14 protein-coding genes are annotated in these 17,313 nt (G+C 70.7%); 13 read left to right on the top strand and 1 reads right to left on the bottom strand.

Annotated features, from left to right (window positions below; all coding sequences use genetic code 11):
* The first annotated feature begins 249 nt into the window (after nucleotides 1-249).
* The 8 genes from gatC (at nucleotide 250) to AB0D53_RS37880 (ending at nucleotide 10,622) form a co-directional block, all read left to right on the top strand.
* A complete protein-coding gene (gatC, locus tag AB0D53_RS37915) occupies nucleotides 250-546 on the top strand; it encodes an Asp-tRNA(Asn)/Glu-tRNA(Gln) amidotransferase subunit GatC (RefSeq protein ID WP_015036350.1) in 297 nt (98 codons plus the stop codon).
* A 6-nt stretch (nucleotides 547-552) separates the two neighbouring features.
* Nucleotides 553-2,055, top strand: a complete 1,503-nt coding sequence (gatA, locus tag AB0D53_RS37910) for an Asp-tRNA(Asn)/Glu-tRNA(Gln) amidotransferase subunit GatA (RefSeq protein WP_362453919.1) — start codon at nucleotides 553-555, stop codon at nucleotides 2,053-2,055.
* Complete coding sequence (locus AB0D53_RS37905; protein WP_362453918.1) at nucleotides 2,052-2,291, top strand: hypothetical protein; 240 nt, start codon at nucleotides 2,052-2,054, stop codon at nucleotides 2,289-2,291. Before gatA ends, AB0D53_RS37905 begins: the two co-directional genes overlap by 4 nt.
* Before the next feature lie 15 nt (nucleotides 2,292-2,306).
* Nucleotides 2,307-3,815, top strand: a complete 1,509-nt coding sequence (gatB, locus tag AB0D53_RS37900) for an Asp-tRNA(Asn)/Glu-tRNA(Gln) amidotransferase subunit GatB (protein ID WP_362453917.1) — start codon at nucleotides 2,307-2,309, stop codon at nucleotides 3,813-3,815.
* Between the two features lie 176 nt (nucleotides 3,816-3,991).
* Nucleotides 3,992-6,112, top strand: a complete 2,121-nt coding sequence (locus AB0D53_RS37895) for a phosphocholine-specific phospholipase C (protein ID WP_362453916.1) — start codon at nucleotides 3,992-3,994, stop codon at nucleotides 6,110-6,112.
* An 80-nt stretch (nucleotides 6,113-6,192) separates the two neighbouring features.
* Nucleotides 6,193-7,650: a hypothetical protein gene (locus AB0D53_RS37890; RefSeq protein WP_362453915.1), complete on the top strand. Its 1,458-nt coding sequence runs from the start codon at nucleotides 6,193-6,195 to the stop codon at nucleotides 7,648-7,650.
* A gap of 183 nt (nucleotides 7,651-7,833) precedes the next feature.
* Nucleotides 7,834-10,068 (top strand): MMPL family transporter, encoded by a 2,235-nt coding sequence (locus AB0D53_RS37885; protein WP_362453914.1) that lies wholly within the window; start codon nucleotides 7,834-7,836, stop codon nucleotides 10,066-10,068.
* Nucleotides 10,068-10,622, top strand: a complete 555-nt coding sequence (locus AB0D53_RS37880; protein WP_362453913.1) for a GNAT family protein — start codon at nucleotides 10,068-10,070, stop codon at nucleotides 10,620-10,622. Before AB0D53_RS37885 ends, AB0D53_RS37880 begins: the two co-directional genes overlap by 1 nt.
* A 15-nt stretch (nucleotides 10,623-10,637) precedes the next feature.
* On the opposite strand, the gene AB0D53_RS37875 is transcribed toward AB0D53_RS37880, so the two are convergent.
* A complete protein-coding gene (locus AB0D53_RS37875) occupies nucleotides 10,638-13,136 on the bottom strand; it encodes a helix-turn-helix domain-containing protein (RefSeq protein ID WP_362453912.1) in 2,499 nt (832 codons plus the stop codon).
* Nucleotides 13,137-13,349: 213 nt separating this feature from the next.
* Here AB0D53_RS37875 and AB0D53_RS37870 point away from each other — a divergent pair, with 213 nt between their 5' ends.
* The 5 genes from AB0D53_RS37870 (at nucleotide 13,350) to AB0D53_RS37850 (ending at nucleotide 17,278) form a co-directional block, all read left to right on the top strand.
* Nucleotides 13,350-13,577 carry a hypothetical protein gene (locus AB0D53_RS37870; RefSeq protein WP_362453911.1) on the top strand — a complete coding sequence of 76 codons (228 nt, stop codon included), beginning with the start codon at nucleotides 13,350-13,352 and terminating at the stop codon, nucleotides 13,575-13,577.
* Between the two features lie 64 nt (nucleotides 13,578-13,641).
* On the top strand, nucleotides 13,642-14,892 hold the full coding sequence (locus AB0D53_RS37865) for a serine hydrolase domain-containing protein (protein WP_362453910.1): 1,251 nt from the start codon (nucleotides 13,642-13,644) through the stop codon (nucleotides 14,890-14,892).
* Nucleotides 14,893-15,002: 110 nt separating this feature from the next.
* Nucleotides 15,003-16,094, top strand: a complete 1,092-nt coding sequence (locus tag AB0D53_RS37860; protein ID WP_362453909.1) for an alpha/beta fold hydrolase — start codon at nucleotides 15,003-15,005, stop codon at nucleotides 16,092-16,094.
* A 101-nt stretch (nucleotides 16,095-16,195) separates the two neighbouring features.
* Entirely contained in the window at nucleotides 16,196-16,852 is a 657-nt protein-coding gene (locus AB0D53_RS37855; RefSeq protein WP_362453908.1) for a hypothetical protein, read from the top strand.
* 240 nt (nucleotides 16,853-17,092) lie between these two features.
* Complete coding sequence (locus AB0D53_RS37850) at nucleotides 17,093-17,278, top strand: hypothetical protein (protein ID WP_362453907.1); 186 nt, start codon at nucleotides 17,093-17,095, stop codon at nucleotides 17,276-17,278.
* Nucleotides 17,279-17,313: the final 35 nt, after the last annotated feature.

Genomic DNA, 17,313 nt, shown 5'->3' with positions numbered 1-17,313 from the left:
GGGTGGCGGGAGCGGTGGCGGGTGACCCCATAGGATTGGAGGTCGGCGGCACATTTCCACCTGCCGCGCGACGCCTGGCACGCACGCTCGCCGCGTTGCCGAAGCGCCCACGTGGCTCCGCCACGAGCGCGCTCCGGCGCCTTGCGATCGCACGCACCGGACGCCGCGCGGCCCGTCCTTCGGACGGACAGTGGAAATGTGCCGCCGGCCCCCGGCCAGAACCACACACCAACCCCTGAGGATCGCTGCATGCCTGGCATCACGCGCGAGGAGGTCGCCCACCTCGCCCGGCTGGCGCGTCTGGAGCTGAAGGGCGAAGAGCTCGATCACTTCGCCGGTCAGCTCGACGACATCATCGGCGCGGTCGCCCGCGTCTCCGAGGTCGCCGACCAAGACGTACCGCCGACCTCCCACCCGCTGCCGCTGACCAACGTCATGCGCGCGGACGAGGTCCGTCCGTCGCTCACCCCCGAGCAGGCGCTCTCCGGCGCCCCGGCCCAGGAGCAGCAGCGTTTCAAGGTGCCGCAGATCCTGGGGGAGGACTAAACAGCCATGACGGACAACAGCACCATCATCAAGCTCACCGCCGCCGAGATCGCCGCGAAGATCGCCTCCGGCGAGCTCACGGCCGTCCAGGTCACCGAGGCCCATCTGGCCCGGATCGACGCGGTCGACGAGAAGGTCCACGCCTTCCTGCACGTCGACCGCGAGGGCGCGCTCGCGCAGGCCCGCGCCGTCGACGCCAAGAAGGCGGCCGGCGAGAAGCTCGGCCCGCTGGCCGGCGTCCCGCTCGCGCTCAAGGACATCTTCACCACCCAGGACATGCCGACCACCGTCGGCTCCAAGATCCTGGAGGGCTGGATCCCGCCGTACGACGCGACCCTCACCAAGAAGCTGAAGGCCGCCGACGTCGTCATCCTCGGCAAGACCAACATGGACGAGTTCGCCATGGGGTCCTCCACCGAGAACAGCGCCTACGGCCCGACCGGCAACCCCTGGGACCTCACCCGCATCCCGGGCGGCTCCGGCGGCGGCTCGTCCGCCGCGCTCGCCTCGTACGAGGCCCCCCTCGCCATCGGCACGGACACCGGCGGCTCCATCCGCCAGCCCGCCGCCGTCACCGGCACCGTCGGCGTCAAGCCCACCTACGGCGGCGTCTCCCGCTACGGCATGGTGGCCTTCTCCAGCTCCCTGGACCAGGGCGGCCCCTGCGCCCGTACCGTCCTGGACGCGGCCCTGCTGCACGAGGCGATCGCCGGGCACGACCCGATGGACTCCACGTCCATCGACGCCCCGGTCCCGCCGGTCGTCGAGGCCGCGCGCAACGGCAGCGTCGAGGGCATGCGCGTCGGCGTCGTCAAGCAGTTCGCCGGTGAGGGCTACCAGGCAGGCGTCGTCCAGCGCTTCAACGAGTCGGTCGAGCTGCTCAAGTCGCTCGGCGCCACGGTCGTCGAGCTGGACTGCCCGTCCTTCGACCTGGCCCTGTCGGCGTACTACCTGATCGCGCCGTCCGAGTGCTCCTCCAACCTGGCCCGCTTCGACGCCATGCGTTACGGGCTGCGCGTCGGCGACGACGGCACCCGTTCCGCCGAGGACGTCACCGCGCTCACCCGCGAGGCCGGCTTCGGCGACGAGGTCAAGCGCCGCGTCATCCTCGGTACGTACGCACTCAGCTCCGGCTACTACGACGCGTACTACGGCTCGGCGCAGAAGGTCCGCACCCTCATCACGCAGGACTTCGAGAAGGCCTTCGAGAAGGTCGACGTCATCGTCTCCCCGACGACGCCCACCACCGCCTTCCCGATCGGCGAGCGCGCCGACGACCCGATGGCGATGTACCTCGCGGACCTGTGCACCATCCCGACCAACCTCGCGGGCAACTCCGCCATGTCGCTGCCCTGCGGCCTGGCCCCCGAGGACGGCCTGCCGGTCGGGCTGCAGATCATCGCCCCCGCCATGAAGGACGACCGTCTCTACAAGGTCGGAGCCGCCGTCGAGGCCGCCTTCGTGCAAAAGTGGGGTCACCCGCTGCTGGAGGAGGCTCCGTCGTTGTGAGCGCACTGACCAAGGCCAAGGGCTTCAAGAAGTCCAAGACCGGCACGTACCTGTCCATCGGCACCACCGCCTTCGGTGCGGTCGGCGTGCTCAAGCAGGCCAGGAAGGCACGCCACGAGCACGACACGCTCCGACTGATCGACGCCGTTGTCTCCGCCGCCGCCATCGCCACCGGTGTCGCCCTGCTGCTGCGCGAGCTCAAGCGCCTCGGCGATGACGACGTACTGCTGGGCTGAGAGGGAAGTTTCACCGTGACTGTCATCGACCTGGTGTCGTACGAGGACGCGCTCGCGTCCTACGACCCCGTCATGGGCCTGGAGGTCCATGTCGAGCTCGGCACCAAGACCAAGATGTTCTGCGGCTGCTCGACCGAGCTCAAGCAGGACGCCAACTCCCAGACCTGCCCGGTCTGTCTCGGCCTGCCCGGCGCCCTGCCGGTCGTCAACGAGATCGGCGTCGAGTCCGCCATCAAGATCGGCCTCGCGCTGAACTGCGAGATCGCCGAGTGGTGCCGCTTCGCCCGGAAGAACTACTTCTATCCGGACATGCCGAAGAACTTCCAGACCTCCCAGTACGACGAGCCGATCGCCTACAACGGCTATCTGGACGTCCAGCTGGAGGACGGGGAGATCTTCCGGGTGCAGATCGAGCGCGCCCACATGGAGGAGGACACCGGCAAGTCGACCCACGTCGGCGGTGCCACCGGCCGTATCCACGGCGCGTCCCACTCCCTGCTCGACTACAACCGCGCGGGCATCCCGCTCATCGAGATCGTCACCAAGCCGATCGAGGGCGCGGGCGCACGGGCCCCCGAGGTCGCCAAGGCGTACGTCGCCGAGCTCCGCGAGCTCATCAAGGCGCTCGGCGTCTCGGAGGCCCGCATGGAGATGGGCCAGATGCGCTGCGACGTCAACCTGTCGCTGCGTCCCAACGGCACCGAGACCTTCGGTACGCGCTCCGAGACGAAGAACGTGAACTCGCTGCGTTCCGTCGAGCGTGCCGCACGGTTCGAGATCCAGCGCCACGCGGCCGTGCTGTCCTCCGGCGGCACGATCGTGCAGGAGACCCGGCACTTCCACGAGGAGGACGGCTCCACCACGGCCGGCCGCATCAAGGACAACGCCGAGGACTACCGCTACTTCCCCGAGCCCGACCTGGTACCGGTCGCCCCGGCCCGCGAGTGGGTCGAGGAACTGCGCAAGGGCCTCCCCGAGCTGCCGCGGCTGCGCCGCGCACGGCTCAAGGAGGAGTGGGGTGTCTCCGAGCACGACATGCAGTCCATCCTCAACGCCGGCGCGGTCGACCTGATCGTCGCCACGACCGACGCGGGCGCCCCCTCGGACCAGGCCCGCAAGTGGTGGATGGGCGAGCTGGCCCGTAACGCCAACGAGACCGGCCGCGGCCTCGACGAGCTGCCGATCACCCCGGTGCAGGTCGCCAGGGTGGCCGAGCTCGTCACCTCGGGCGACCTCAACGACAAGCTGGCCCGCCAGGTCATCGAGGGCGTCCTCGCGGGCGAGGGCGACCCGGACACCGTCGTCGAGAAGCGCGGCCTGAAGGTCGTCTCCGACGAGGGCGCGCTGTCCACGGCCGTCGACGAGGCCATCGCCGCCAACGTGGCCATCGCGGACAAGATCCGCGGCGGCAAGGTCGCGGCCGCGGGCGCGCTCGTCGGCGCGGTCATGAAGGCCACCCGGGGCCAGGCGGACGCGGCGCGCGTACGTGAACTGATCCTGGAGAAGCTCGGCGTCGAGGGCTGACCCTGCGCGCAGGCGCGTCCCCCGAGGGGCGGCACACCCACGACCACGGGTGCGCCGCCCCTTGGACTTTCCCGCAGGACCTGTTGGACGTTCACCATGGAGCCGTACGAAATCCTTCCGCAGGTCACCCGGCTTGATTAGCTTCCCGGCTGACGACAGGAATCGGGAGGCTCAACTTGACCACGGACATTTCACGGCGACGGCTCCTCGCTCTCGGCGGCGGTGCGCTCGGCGCCGCGGCGGCGGGGTCGCTGCTGCCGCCGTCGCTGCAGGCCGCGATCGCCGCGCAGCCGGCACACTCGGCGGGGTCCGGAGGCCGTGACGGGCTCGGAGCCATCAAGCATGTGGTGATCCTGATGCAGGAGAACCGTTCCTTCGACCACTACTTCGGGACGCTCCGGGGCGTACGCGGCTTCGGTGACCGCAACGCCGTCGAGCTGCCCTCGGGCAAGCCGGTCTTCGAGCAGCCCGCGGCGCCGGGCACCTCCGTGCTGCCGTTCCCGGTGCGCGACGCCGCCGAGACACAGAAGAAGGACCTCCAGTACATCGGCGCGCTCGACCACTCCTGGAGCGGTGGCGGCAAGGCGTGGGCCGGCGGGTGGATGAGCGGCTGGGTGACCGCCAAGACGGCCGCCACCATGGCGTACTACGACCGCCGCGACATCCCGCTCCACTACGAACTGGCCGACACCTTCACGGTCTGCGACGCCTACCACTCCTCCATCCACTCCTCCACCAGCCCCAACCGCAACCACCTGTGGAGCGGGAAGACGGGCAACGAGCCGAACGGCAAGCGGGCCGTGGGCAACGACGCGTACGACGAGGGCACCCACCCCGGGTACGACTGGGGCACGTACGCGGAGCGGCTTGAGAAGGCCGGGCACAGCTGGCGCACGTACACCGAGTGGGAGAACTTCACCGACAACCAGATCGAGTTCTTCGCCACCTTCAAGGCGATCGCCCGCAAGGCGCTCGCGAAGACCGGCGGCCACACCTTCATGGAGTCCTTCTACTCCGCGGTGCGCGACGCGGACGCCACGGAGCGGGAGCGGCTGTTCGGTCTGCTGGAGGAGGGCGTCGCCACCCTCGACAAGACCGAACGCAGCCTCTTCGAGCGGGCGCTGCGCCGGGTGGAGACCGGGACGCTGGCCGACGAGTTCGCCAAGGACGTGGCGGCGGGCACCCTGCCCGAGGTCTCCTACCTGGTGCCCTCGGCCGTCGACTCCGAGCACCCGAGCGTCTCCTCGCCGATCCACAGCGCGACGATCGTCTACAAGGTCCTGGACGCGCTGGGCAAGCACCCCGATGTGTGGCGGCACACCGCCGTCTTCATCAACTACGACGAGAACGACGGCTTCTTCGACCATGTGCCGCCGCCGGTCGCCTCGCCCGAGGTGACCGAGGAGCAGTGGGAGGGCAAGCCCACCGGTCTCGGCATGCGGGTGCCGATGCTCGTCGTCTCGCCGTGGACCATCGGCGGCTACGTCTGCTCCGAGGTCTTCGACCACACCTCCGTCATCCGCTTCCTGGAGCGCTGGACCGGAGTGAAGGAACCCAACATCGGGGACTGGCGGCGCACCGTCACCGGCGACCTGACCTCGGCCTTCGACTTCTCGCGCGCACGCCGCCGCCCCGAGGTGGAGCAGCCGGGCGTCATTCCGCCGTTCAGCGGCCGCTGGGCGCCGAAGCCGCCGGCCGTGCAGCACATGCCCGCGCAGGAGCCCGGCGCACGCCCGGCCCGCGCGCTGCCCTACCAGCCGGACGCGCAGGCGAAGCTGGTGGACGGCGCGGTGCGGGTGGCCCTCAGCAACACGGGGCGCTCCTCCGCGCACTTCGCGCTGTATCCGTACGCCGGTGAGTTCCCCGCACCGCAGCACCGGGACGTGAAGGGCACGGCGCAGTGGACGGTGCCCGTCACCGGTGCGGCGTACCGGTTCACGGTGACGGGGCCGAACGGCTTCCGCCGTGAGTTCGCCGGAGCGGCGAAGGACGGCGCCCCGGCCGAGGTCGCCTCGCGGATCGACGCCCATGAGCGCGATCTGCATCTCACGCTCCGCAACACGGGGCGCACGACGCTCACCTTCACCGTGGAGCCGCTGGGCTACGCCGACGAGGCGGACCTGCGGGACTGGACCCGGACCATCAAGGTCAAGCCGGGACGCACCCGCACGGTGGTGCACTCGGCGGCCGACGCGCACGGCTGGTACGACCTGGCCGTCACCGTCGACGGGGACGACACCTTCCGGCGCCGGCTGATGGGACACATCGAGAACGGCCGGGCGAGCGTCTCGGGCTGACGAGCCGCCCGGCAGGCCCTCCGCACGGGAGTCCGGCGCCCACCCGGAACCACCGTGCCGCGGCCCGCGTGTCCCTGATCATGAGCGAACTGATCGAGAAATGGGACGGAGTCACGGCGGGTGCCGCCCCCGACGAGGCGGACCCCGTCGTCCTGGAGTGCGCCCGCCTGCTCGCCGCCGAACCGGACGGTGAGCAGGCGGTCCTGCTCACCTTCGGGCTGGTGAGCATGGCGCGGTACGTCCTCGGGCGACGCGGCACAGCCGTCGAGCGGGCCGTGGTGGACGCGCTCGGCGCCGCCGCCGAGGCCATGGACGAGCAGGGGCGCGGGTGCGGGCACGAGGCCCATCCGTACACCGACAGTCTGGAGGAGTGGGACACGGACGTGGACGGGCTGCTCGACGCGACGGACGTCGAGATTCCGTTCGATGAGTGGGACGCGGCCGAGGCCTGCCCCCGCAATGCCGCCGGATGGGCGCGGACGGCCGCCGACGTGATCCTGCCGGGCAGCACGGACGGCATCCCCGAGATCATCCCCGAAGACCATCAGAGATACATCCGCAGCCTGGACAGTGTGCTCAACGACTATCCGAACGGTGATCCGTTCTGGGACCTGGACATCCATGCCGGACCGCCCGGCGACCTCTCCCGGGCCGCTCTCGCCGGCTATGTCGTCGTCGCCCATGCGAACTGCTGGTACGCGGGGTCGGGCCGGATCAGACAGCGGTCGCTGCTCGACGACATGATCGAGGGCCTGGAGACCGTACTGCCGCAGCTGCCGGACGAGGCCTGCGCGCACGAGGACGGCGAGCACCCGGCACTGCGCTCCGGCAGCGCCGAGCAGGCCTCCGAGGGCATCCACCTGCAGAGCCCCGGCGGCCGGACCGTCCTGCGCGAGGAACACGCGGACGGATACGGGGCCTCGCTGGAGGCATGGACGTGCACCACCTTCCTGCGCACCCTCGCCGTCGAGGCCCGCGACCATCTGCGCGAATCGGTCGACAGACTCTTCGGCACCCGGGAGACGGCACATCTGGACCAGGTGTATCTGCGCCCCGACGGCCGGCTCGACATCGACTCGCTGAGCGAGCGGCATGTCCCGTTCAAGGACGAGACGGCCTCCGAGGAGGCGGCGCTCTGGGCGGCCCGGCGGTACGAGCAGCTCGGCCCGGACGGACCCGCGCTCGACCGGACCGTCCTACTGCTCCTGATGGGCACGGCGGCCGATTCCCTGGAAATGTCGTACGGGATCGCCCGCGAGATCCTCGGCATCCTCCGTACCGCTGCCACCACCCTGCCCGGCGGCGCATGCGACCACGCGGACGGCCACGAGCGCACGTCCGACCGCCTGGCACGCATCGCGCGCCTCTACGTCCCCGACGCGGACCCCGCCCCCGGCCCGGACTCCGGCCAGGGCTTCGGCAGCGAGGTGCTGACCTGCCCCGTCCATCTGGCGGAGGTCGTGACGAAGGGCATCGCGGAGATCGAGGGGCAGTTCGAGGAAGAGCTGGAGGCGGAGGAGGAACGACTGGCCGGGTGAGGTGGCCGGAGGCCGTTGCGAAGGGGGCCACGGCGAACCCCGCGGCCATTGTGAGTATGGCCACGAAAGGGACAAAGGATCACTTCAGGCTGCCAGAGTGACGGTTCTCAGGTCATGTGCCCTTTGCCGGTAATTCATGCTTTGTGCAGGCAAAGGGCCACGAACCAGCAGGGAGCTCGTCCGTTGGCTGCCATTGCCCGCTGGTGCATCAGGCACCGTCTCGTCGCCGTCCTCATCTGGCTGCTCGCCCTCGGCGGCACGGCCACCGCGGCGGGCTTCGCGGGTTCCGCTTACTCCAACGACTACGAGGTGCCCGGTACGGAGTCCGGCCGGGCCACCGAGCTCCTCAGGAGCGGCTTCACGGATCTCGGCGGTGACACCGACACCATCGTCTGGCACACCTCCGACTCCACCGTGCGGGCCGACGACGTCCGGCAGACGATGACCCGGACCCTGCACGCGGTCGAGGAACTGCCCGGGGTCGGCGCGGTCACCGGACCCTACGGGGCGTCCGGCACCGCGCAGATCAGCGCCGACGGACACACCGCCTACGCCGCGGTCACCTTCGACCGGCAGGTCGAGGACATTCCGGTGCAGCAGGTCAGGGCGGTCGTGGACACCGCGAAGGCGGCCGCCGGGGACCACCTCCAGGTGGAGCTGGGCGGCCCCGCCGTCGCCCTCACCGAGGCACCCGCCGTCCACCTCAGCGAGGCCGTCGGGGTCGTCGTCGCGGCGGTCGTCCTCTTCCTCGCCTTCGGCTCGCTCGCCGCCAGCATGCTGCCCATCGCCACCGCGCTGGTCTCCGTCGGCACCGCCTACGCGGGCACCGTACTGCTCGGCCATCTGATGACCGTCGCCGACTTCGCGCCCATGCTGGGCATGCTCATAGGGCTCGGCGTCGGCATCGACTACGCGCTGTTCATCGTCACCAGACACCGCAGAGGACTGCGCAGAGGCCTGTCGGTCACCGAGGCCGCGCAGACCGCCGTCGCGACGACCGGCCGCGCTGTCGTCTTCGCCGGGGCGACCGTCTGCATCGCGCTGCTCGGCATGCTGATCCTGCGGCTCGGCTTCCTCAACGGTGTGGCGATCGCGGCCTCGCTCACCGTCGTCCTGACCGTGGCCGCCTCCGTGACCCTGCTGCCCGCCCTGCTCTCCTTCATCGGCCCGCGGGCGCTGAGCCGGCGCGAGCGCAGACGGCTCGCCGAGCACGGCCCGCAGCCCGAGGTGCCCACGGGCTTCGCGGCCCGCTGGTCCGCCTTCGTCGAACGCCACCCCAAGCTGCTCGGGGCGTGCGCCGCCGTGGTGATGCTGGTTCTCGCGCTGCCCACCTTCTCCCTCCACCTGGGCACCTCCGACCAGGGCAACAACCCCTCCTCGTCGACCACCCGGCAGGCCTACGACCTGCTGGCCGACGGATTCGGCCCCGGCGTCAACGGACCGCTGACCATCGCCGCACAGCTGGACGGCGCCGACGACCGGCTCGCGATGGACGGTCTGCCCGCCACCCTGCGGTCCACCGAGGGCGTGGCCTCGGTCGGCCCGGTCACGTACAACAGCAGCGGCAGCACGGCCTTCGTCACCGTCGTACCGAAGTCGTCGCCGCAGTCCCAGGGGACCAGCGAACTCGTCGACCGGCTGCGCACGGACGTCCTGCCGAAGGCCGAGGAGAACAACTCGCTCCAGGCCCACGTCGGGGGAGTGACCGCCAGCTACGACGACTTCGCCCGGATCATCATCGGCAAACTCCCGCTCTTCGTCGGTGTGGTCATAGGGCTCGGCTGTCTGCTTCTGCTGCTGGCCTTCCGGTCGATCGGCATTCCGCTCAAGGCCGCGGTGATGAATGTGGCCGCCGTCGCCTCCTCGTTCGGCGTCGTCGTCGCGATCTTCCAGTGGGGCTGGGGGAGCGAACTGCTCGGGCTCGGCAGCTCGGGGCCCATCGAACCGTTCCTGCCGGTGATCATGGTGTCCGTGCTCTTCGGGCTGTCCATGGACTACCAGGTGTTCCTGGTGGGGCGGATGTACGAGGAGTGGCTGGAGACCGGTGACAACCGGCGGGCCGTCCGGGTGGGCCTCGCAGAGACCGGCCGGGTGATCAACTCCGCGGCCGTGATCATGATTTCGGTCTTCCTCGCCTTCGTCCTCAGCGGGGACCGGGTCATCGCCATGTTCGGCATCGCGCTCGCCGCCGCCGTCCTGCTGGACGCCTTCGTCCTGCGTACGCTGCTGGTCCCGGCACTGATGCATCTGCTGGGCGGGGCGAACTGGTGGCTGCCGCGCCGGCTGGACCGGCTGCTGCCGCGGATCAGCATCGAGCCTCCCGAATCGGGATCCGGGCCGCGGCATGCGAAGATCCCGCAGGCGGCGCGACCGGAACCGGTGGCGCAAGCGGTGGAAGCGGTTCGAGAAGGAGCATGATGTTCGCGGTACCCCTGGGCGACGACGGAGCGGAACTGCGGCCGCTGGAGATATGGCAGGCGCAGGAGTTCCTCGACCACATGGACCGGGCCCGGGAGCTCATCGATCCATGGATCCCCTTCGCCTCCTTCGCCACCGACCTGGACTCGGCGCGTGCGCTGCTGCGGAAGTACGCGGACAAGCAGGCGGCGGACGAGGGGCGGATCTACGGGATCTGGCTGGAGGACACGCTCGTCGGCGGTGTCATGTTCCGGATCTTCGACGCGGAGTCGGGGAACTGTGAGATCGGCTGCTGGCTGGAGCCGGCGGGCCAGGGGCGCGGCCTGATCACCCGGGCGTCCCGGAAGCTGATCGACTGGGCGGTGTACGAGCGCGGCATGCACCGCGTGGAGTGGGACGCGTCCGCGGCGAACACCGCGAGCATCGCCGTCGCCGAGCGGCTCGGCATGACGCGCGACGGGGTGCTGCGCGAGAACTACCTGTACCGGGGCGAGCGGCACGACTCCGAGATCTGGTCGGTGCTGGCCCCGGAGTGGCGGGCGCGGAAGGACTGATCCGAACGGGAGGCCCTATGCGCCGGGGCCGAAGCTGGCCGGTACGTATCTGCTCTGGTGCTCGCGGTACGAGCGGGCCAGGTGGTGCTGGAGCCGGACGTGGCGGAACTGGTACACCGCGCCGGTCTGGCGCAGCACGCCCCGGCGGTAGGCGTCGTCCAGGAACGCCACCGTGTCCCAGGGCAGCTTGCCGGTCAGGGGCAGCCAGACGCGCGACAGGACCAGCCAGCGTCCCCAGGCGGTGAACGAGAGCGCATACGAACACGTGCCGCCGATCCCGCCGACGGCACCGATGACGAGCCCGTCCGCCACGTTCCAGCCCAGCGTTCCGAGGATTCCGTCGAGCAGGCCGGTGATCAGGTGCCCGCCGACCGCGATCGCCAGGGTGAGCATCGGTACCAGTACGAGAACCTGCCGGAGCACCGTCGCGCGGTTCGCGGCCAGGAGGCCGGCCGGGGTGGCCGCCGAGGTGACGTCCAGCGGCGCTTCGAGCGCGGCCATGATCCCGAAGACGACTCCGGCGCCCGCCCCGAAGATCAGGCCGAGGACCAGCATGTTGATGAGCGTGCCCTTGATCACCAGCTCGTTCGCGAGCGGAATCCCGTAGAACAGCCGGCGCTGGAGGGCGAGGGCACAGGCGCATCCGACGCCCATCACGAATCCGCCCAGCAGAACGGCACCGAACCGGGCGACGAACGCACGCACGGGTCTGCGGCCGATGCCGGTGCCCGCGCCGGGAAGCCGCAGTCGCACATGGGCCGGTTCGAAGGCCGTGGTGCCGAACCGGGCCAGGATCGCGTGGACGCATCCGAAGGCGAGACCGGCGACCGCACCCATCGAACCCCCGAGCAGGAGGGCCTCGTCGACGGGGAAGGGCAGGTTGATCACGTTGACGAACCACTCGGCGAGGGCGACGCAGAGCGCCGACGACACGACCACCGACAGAAGGCGCGTGGACAGCCGCAGCGAATCGCCGATCCGCCACCACGCGAGGTCCTGCTGCTCACGGTCGAGCCGGGCCAGATGGTGGGCGAGGTAGCCGAGCCAGCGCTCGGCGCGTTCCGGGTCCCGGTTCCGCTCCCGGCGGCCGGCGGCGCTCCGCTCGGCGACGCGCCGGCGGTAGACCGTCGGCACGAAGCCCGCGAGCAGGTGTTCCTCCAAGGAGTTCTCGTCCGGGAACCGCTCGGCGTCCAGCAGCTCCGCCGGATTCCGGTCGGGCGCCTCGCTGTACATCGTCCGCGCCAGAATGATCATGAGCGGGGTGCTCAGGACCCTGGCCAGGGGGGTGCTCGCGCCGCTCTCGCGGGCGCGCAGCCGGTCCAGTACGGGGGTCCAGACCGCCGAGCTCCCGCCGTCGTCGCGGGGGACCGGCCGCGACGTCCTGGGCAGGTAGGCGGAGAGGTCGTCGAGGGTGAGATCGATGAGCTCCAGACCGGCGGCCCAGACCAGCGGTGCGTTCGTCCGCTGCACGGCCTCGGCGAACTCGCCGCGCCGGCTGGTCAGGACGAGCGGGAGCGAGGTGGAGTTGAGCACCTCCAGGGCCGTGCTCCGCAGACCTTCGGCGATCTCGTCGAACCCGTCCAGGACCGGCAGCACGAGATCCGCGTCGACCAGGGCGGCCGCCAGCGTCGACCCGCCGGGGGCCCGGCGGGTCAGGTGCGGGTGGTCGCGCACCAGGCGGTCGATCAGCCAGTCCCGCAGCGCGACGGCCGACGGATCCCAGGAGCCGATGCCGAAGATCACCGGCACCCGGTCGTGCGGCTCCCGGGCCTCCAGCTGGTCCAGGACGAACCTGATCGTCAGGATCGACTTGCCGGATCCGGCCCGGCCGAGGACCACCAGCCGCCCGGACCCGATCCGCCGGTAGACCTCGGCCACGCTGCCCAGATCGCCGCTCAGATCCATGCGGTCGGGCGTCGCTCCCGGCGGCAGACGCTGAATGTTCTCCGAATGGTCGGTCAGGGATTCGGGGGCGTCCCGCCAGCGAACGGGGAGCGGAAAGGGATCGTGGACGCGGCGGTGTTCCTCCTCGCGCTGCCAGCGGCGCCTGATTTCCCATGCCAATTCGACGGCGGCGGTGGCGATTTCGCTGTGAACCGGTAGCGGGAGAGCTGCGGGACGGGCTCGCGGTCCGGAATTCTGCCCGGAATTCGTTCCTGGGTTCGTTCCGCGGTTCGGTCCGGAGTTCTGCGCGGGAATCGTGGTGGGAGCGGATTCGGGAACGGAACCGGATCGGGGTTCGTGCGCTGGTCCGGGATCGGGGGCCGCGGGGCCGCCGGCCGGCTCGGCCTGCGACTTCGCGAGCGTGGCGGCGAGCCGCTGACGGTCCTCGGGGCCGGCCCCCAGCGCGTCCGCGAGCAGGTTCACCGTACCCAGTCGGTGATCGCCGGATCTGCCGTTCTCCAGTCTGCGGATCGTGCGCACGCTCACTCCGGAGCGTGCCTCCAGCTGCTCCTGCGTGAGCCCCGACCGATTGCGCAGCCGACGCAGCAAGGTGCCCAGCTGATCCGCCACTTCGACATCCCTCCACCACCGAGCGCGGTCGCGATGACCTTACCGGTGACGGCCGGTCATATATGGCCGGTCGCCTGTCCTGTTAACCGAATGGCGCGAACCGCACGATCAGTGGTGCCCGGCCGGTGCGCCGACACGGGGCGGCGCACTCCGCCGGGCATCCGGGAAGCGCCTCGCACGGCTCTCTCCTGCTACGACTCATGAGGAGTTGACATGGCCTACCGGTTCTGGTGCGGCGAATGCGGATTCAAGACGCAGTGGCTCGCGGAATCCGAGGGCGCCCAGCGTCAATTGGACCACTACGTCAAACAGCACCCCGGAATTCCCGCCGGTGGCCATGTGGAGACCAATCGGAAGAATCTGAACGGTGGCATCGGATGCCTTCAAGCGGCAGGAATCATCGTCCTGTTGCTGATCATCGCAGCCGCGTGCCGGCGCTGAGGCGCGGCTGGAATCGGGCCACACAGCCGGAATGACCGACCGACCGAAAGGGACAGGAAATAAAATGAGCATGCTCGACGATTTCGAAGCAGGTATCGCGGCCGCATCGGCGCAGCCGGACACAGCCGACGCGGCCGGGCGCCCCTCACCGGTGCGCCGGTGCCGGCGCTGGCTGCTGCCGGTGGCCACCGCGGCCTGCCTGCTGATGACCGGCGCGATCCCGGCGACCGCCGCCGCCCCGGCCACCGGCTCCCCGGCCACCGCCGCCGCGACCCCGGCCGACATCCTGGAGGCGGGGGCCCAGCAGGGCGTCGCCGACGGGTACCCGGGTGTCATCGGCATGATCCGGCAGGGGGACACATCCCAGTACGTGCACGCAGGTGTCGGCAACCGCGCGACCAAGGCGGCCGCGGACCCGAAGGCGAAGTTCAGGATCGGCAGCAACACCAAGGCGTTCATCTCCACCGTGCTGCTCCAACTGGAGGGCGAGAAGCGGCTCTCGCTGGACGACACCGTCGCCAAGTGGCTGCCGGGGGCGGTCGCGGCCAACGGCTACGACGGCGCCAGGATCACGATCCGTCAGCTGCTCAACCACACCTCGGGCCTGCCCGACTACCTCGGCTCCCTCCAGATCAACGGGCCGTACTACCTCAACACCAACCCCAGGGAGGTCCTGCCGCCGCAGACCCTGGTCGACATCGGCCTCGGCCTGCGCGCGCCGACGTCCGCACCGGGGGAGAAGTTCGGCTACTCCAACACCAACTACGTACTCGCGGGCATGGTGATCAAGGCGGTCACCGGCTCGGAACCGGCCGCGGAGGTCCAGCGGCGCATCATCGAGCCGCTCGGCCTGCACGACACCAGTTTCCCCACCGCCGACCCCGCGCTCTACGGCAACTACCTCCACGGCTACGTACTGCGGGCCATCCTCATCGACGACGCCACGGTCTCCAACGTGCAGGTCAGCGGGAGCGCCGGTGCCATCGTGTCGACCATGGACGACCTGGCCACGTTCTCCCGGGCGCTGCTGACCGGAAAGCTCCTGGAACCCGCACAGCTGGCCGAGATGAAGACCACCGTCCCGGTGACCGCCGACGCCGGATACGGGCTGGGCATCGAACATGTGAAGCTGCCGTGCGGGAAGTCGGTCTGGGGGCACAACGGCGCGGTGCTCGGCTACTTCAGCGAGTGGATGACCAGTGAGGACGGCACCGAGCAGGTGCTGCACGCGAACAACGAGTTCCATATGCAGGCCGGAACTCCGGGACAGACCCACACGGGCACGGCCATGACGGACGCGTTCTGCGCCCTCTGAGGACCGCGACCGGGAGGGAGCTCCCGGCGGCCGGGCCGATGAGCGGCCCGGCCGCCGGGCGGGGCCCTTCACTCACCGCGAGAGCCGCCCGCTCTCGGAGAGGACACCCGATGAGAACACCGCAGACCACCCGGCGGGCGCGGATGAGGACGGCCGTCGCCGCTGCCGCGCTGACCGTGACCGCGATGCTCGCGGCCCCGCCCGCACACGCCGAGGGCGCCGCCCCTCCAGTGCTGACCGACGGATTCGGCCTGACCCAGGTCGCCGGGGGCACCGAGGTGCACTCGGACACCGACTTCACCATCACCGTGACCACCCCGCAGGTGGCCGGGAAGCACAAGATCCGCATCTTCCTCCCCAGCGGCTATCGGGCCGACCCGGACAAGCGTTGGCCGGTGGCGTACTTCCTGCACGGCGGCCCCGGAAACCCGGACGACGCCGCGGCGGCCCCGGCGCTGCGCTCGGACTCGATGATCACCGTCGTGCCGGACGGCGGCCGGAAGGGCTGGTACGCCGACTGGGTCATGCAGAACACCGCCGAGGGTGCGGCGAACTGGGAGACCTTCCACCTGAAGCAGGTCGTCCCCTTCATCGACGCCAATCTGCGCACCATCGTGGACAGGGACCACCGGGCCGTCGTCGGCCTCTCGATGGGCGGCTTCGGCGCCCTGCACTACGGCGAGGCCCGCCCCGACCTCTTCGGTCACGTCGCCTCCCTGTCCGGCGGCATCGACCTCGGCATGGCGGAGGTCCGCGCGGCGGTCCTGGCCACGGAACTCGATCTGACCGGCGCCTGGTGCGCGGTGAGCACCTCCACCCCGTCCGGGACGGGCCGGTGCACCGGATACGGGCCCACGGTCGACAGCGACGCGATCTTCGGCTCCCCGTACCCGGTCCTGAACGCGGACCGGATCTGGAAGGCGGTCGACCCGGCCGCCCCGGTCAACCTGGCCGAACTCGCCGGAACCGACGTCACGCTCTACACGGGCGACAACGACGTGATCGACCACTTCACCGCGATCGCCGCCAGGAACGTCAGGACCCGCATGGACACGCTCGGTCTGCCGAGCCGCCTGGTCGACTACGGCGACGGGTCGGCGCTCGCGCCCACCTGCGACGGCGGCCACAACTACGGCTGCTGGGCCGCCGCGCTGGCCGACTACGTGCCCCGGCTCCAGGACTCGTTCGACACGGCGGGCTGACCCCGGAAGGGAGCAGACCCGGCCCCCGGCCGGCGGGCGCCCGCCCGTCGGCCGGGCGGTCGTTAAGGGCGCTCTCATCCGGGCCGCCTAGCGTGCGGAACATGAACCCCACGACTTCCGCGAACCCCACCGACCCCACTGCCCCCTCGGTATCCGATGCCGAGGCGACCGCGACCGAGGAGACCGCGACCGAGGACGCCGCGCTCGACATGGTCAAGAAGGACGAAGTCGCGGGCGAGGCCGATGGAGCCGACGGAACTGCTGGAGCCGACCGGGCCGACGAGGCAATCGCCGAGGACGACGACCTGGACCCGGACGGCCTCGACGACCTCGACGACTCGGTCAAGCAGTCCTCCGGCCTCGGCGCGGCGGCCGCCGCCGTGGCCGCGGCAGGTCTCGGTGTCGTCGCGCTCACCGGGTCCTGGACCGGCAAGGTCGTCGCCGAGCGCGAGACCCTGATCGGCCAGATCAAGACCTCGGCCGGTGGCAGTGCCGCCCAGCAGATCTCCGAGATCTACGGCGACGCCTGGCACTCCACCGCACTGGTCAACGGACTCTTCGCCCTGCTCGCCCTGCTGGCCGGGGTCTTCGCCCTGGTCCGCCCGGCCTTCGGCGCACCCTCCGCCGACCCGCAGCCCGGCTGGGTGCGGGCCGTCGCGACCGCCGGCATCGCGCTCGGTGTCCTCGGCCTGGTGATCTCCGCAGGCATGTACTTCGACCTCATCGTGCCGCTGCCGACCGCGGGCTCCGCCGGCTGAGCACAGCGGCCGGGGGGCACGGCACAGGACATCCGCCCCGGGGGCACGGCATAGGGCATCCGCCCGGGGGATCCGGTCCCGCATACGGCAGGGGCCGCGATTCTCTAAGGCTTCCCGCCCGCGAAGATGCGGATCCTGCCCGATGCGGCGACACCCCCCGGGGGACGACAGTGAAGGCACGGCAGAACCACTGCCGACCCCATCAGGCCCCAACGGGCCGTCGTCCTCCGGGAGAAACACATGTACACCTTCGAACTCCACACGCTGCGCATGGCCGAACTGCACCGCCGGGCCGAGCAGGAACGACTCGTCCGGGAGGCCGCTCGCGCCCGCCGGGTCGCCCGCAGGGCCGCCCGGCATCCCGGCCCCAAGGAAGCGGAGGGGCCGGTGAGTACGGACCGGAAACGATTCGTCCACGCCGCGTGAAGCCCGGGTGACGGCGCCTCGTGTCCGGTGGACCG

It is taken from the genome of Streptomyces sp. NPDC048295 (genome assembly GCF_040652135.1).
Lineage (GTDB): Bacteria > Actinomycetota > Actinomycetes > Streptomycetales > Streptomycetaceae > Streptomyces.
This window is presented reverse-complemented; position numbering and strand designations above follow the sequence as displayed.

Coding starts and splice junctions, on each gene's coding strand:
- AB0D53_RS37850 (WP_362453907.1), top strand. CDS start 17,093: ATGTACACCTTCGAACTCCACACGCTGCGCATGGCCGAACTGCACCGC.
- AB0D53_RS37855 (WP_362453908.1), top strand. CDS start 16,196: ATGAACCCCACGACTTCCGCGAACCCCACCGACCCCACTGCCCCCTCG.
- AB0D53_RS37890 (WP_362453915.1), top strand. CDS start 6,193: ATGAGCGAACTGATCGAGAAATGGGACGGAGTCACGGCGGGTGCCGCC.
- AB0D53_RS37865 (WP_362453910.1), top strand. CDS start 13,642: ATGAGCATGCTCGACGATTTCGAAGCAGGTATCGCGGCCGCATCGGCG.
- AB0D53_RS37880 (WP_362453913.1), top strand. CDS start 10,068: ATGTTCGCGGTACCCCTGGGCGACGACGGAGCGGAACTGCGGCCGCTG.
- gatC (WP_015036350.1), top strand. CDS start 250: ATGCCTGGCATCACGCGCGAGGAGGTCGCCCACCTCGCCCGGCTGGCG.
- AB0D53_RS37860 (WP_362453909.1), top strand. CDS start 15,003: ATGAGAACACCGCAGACCACCCGGCGGGCGCGGATGAGGACGGCCGTC.
- AB0D53_RS37870 (WP_362453911.1), top strand. CDS start 13,350: ATGGCCTACCGGTTCTGGTGCGGCGAATGCGGATTCAAGACGCAGTGG.
- gatA (WP_362453919.1), top strand. CDS start 553: ATGACGGACAACAGCACCATCATCAAGCTCACCGCCGCCGAGATCGCC.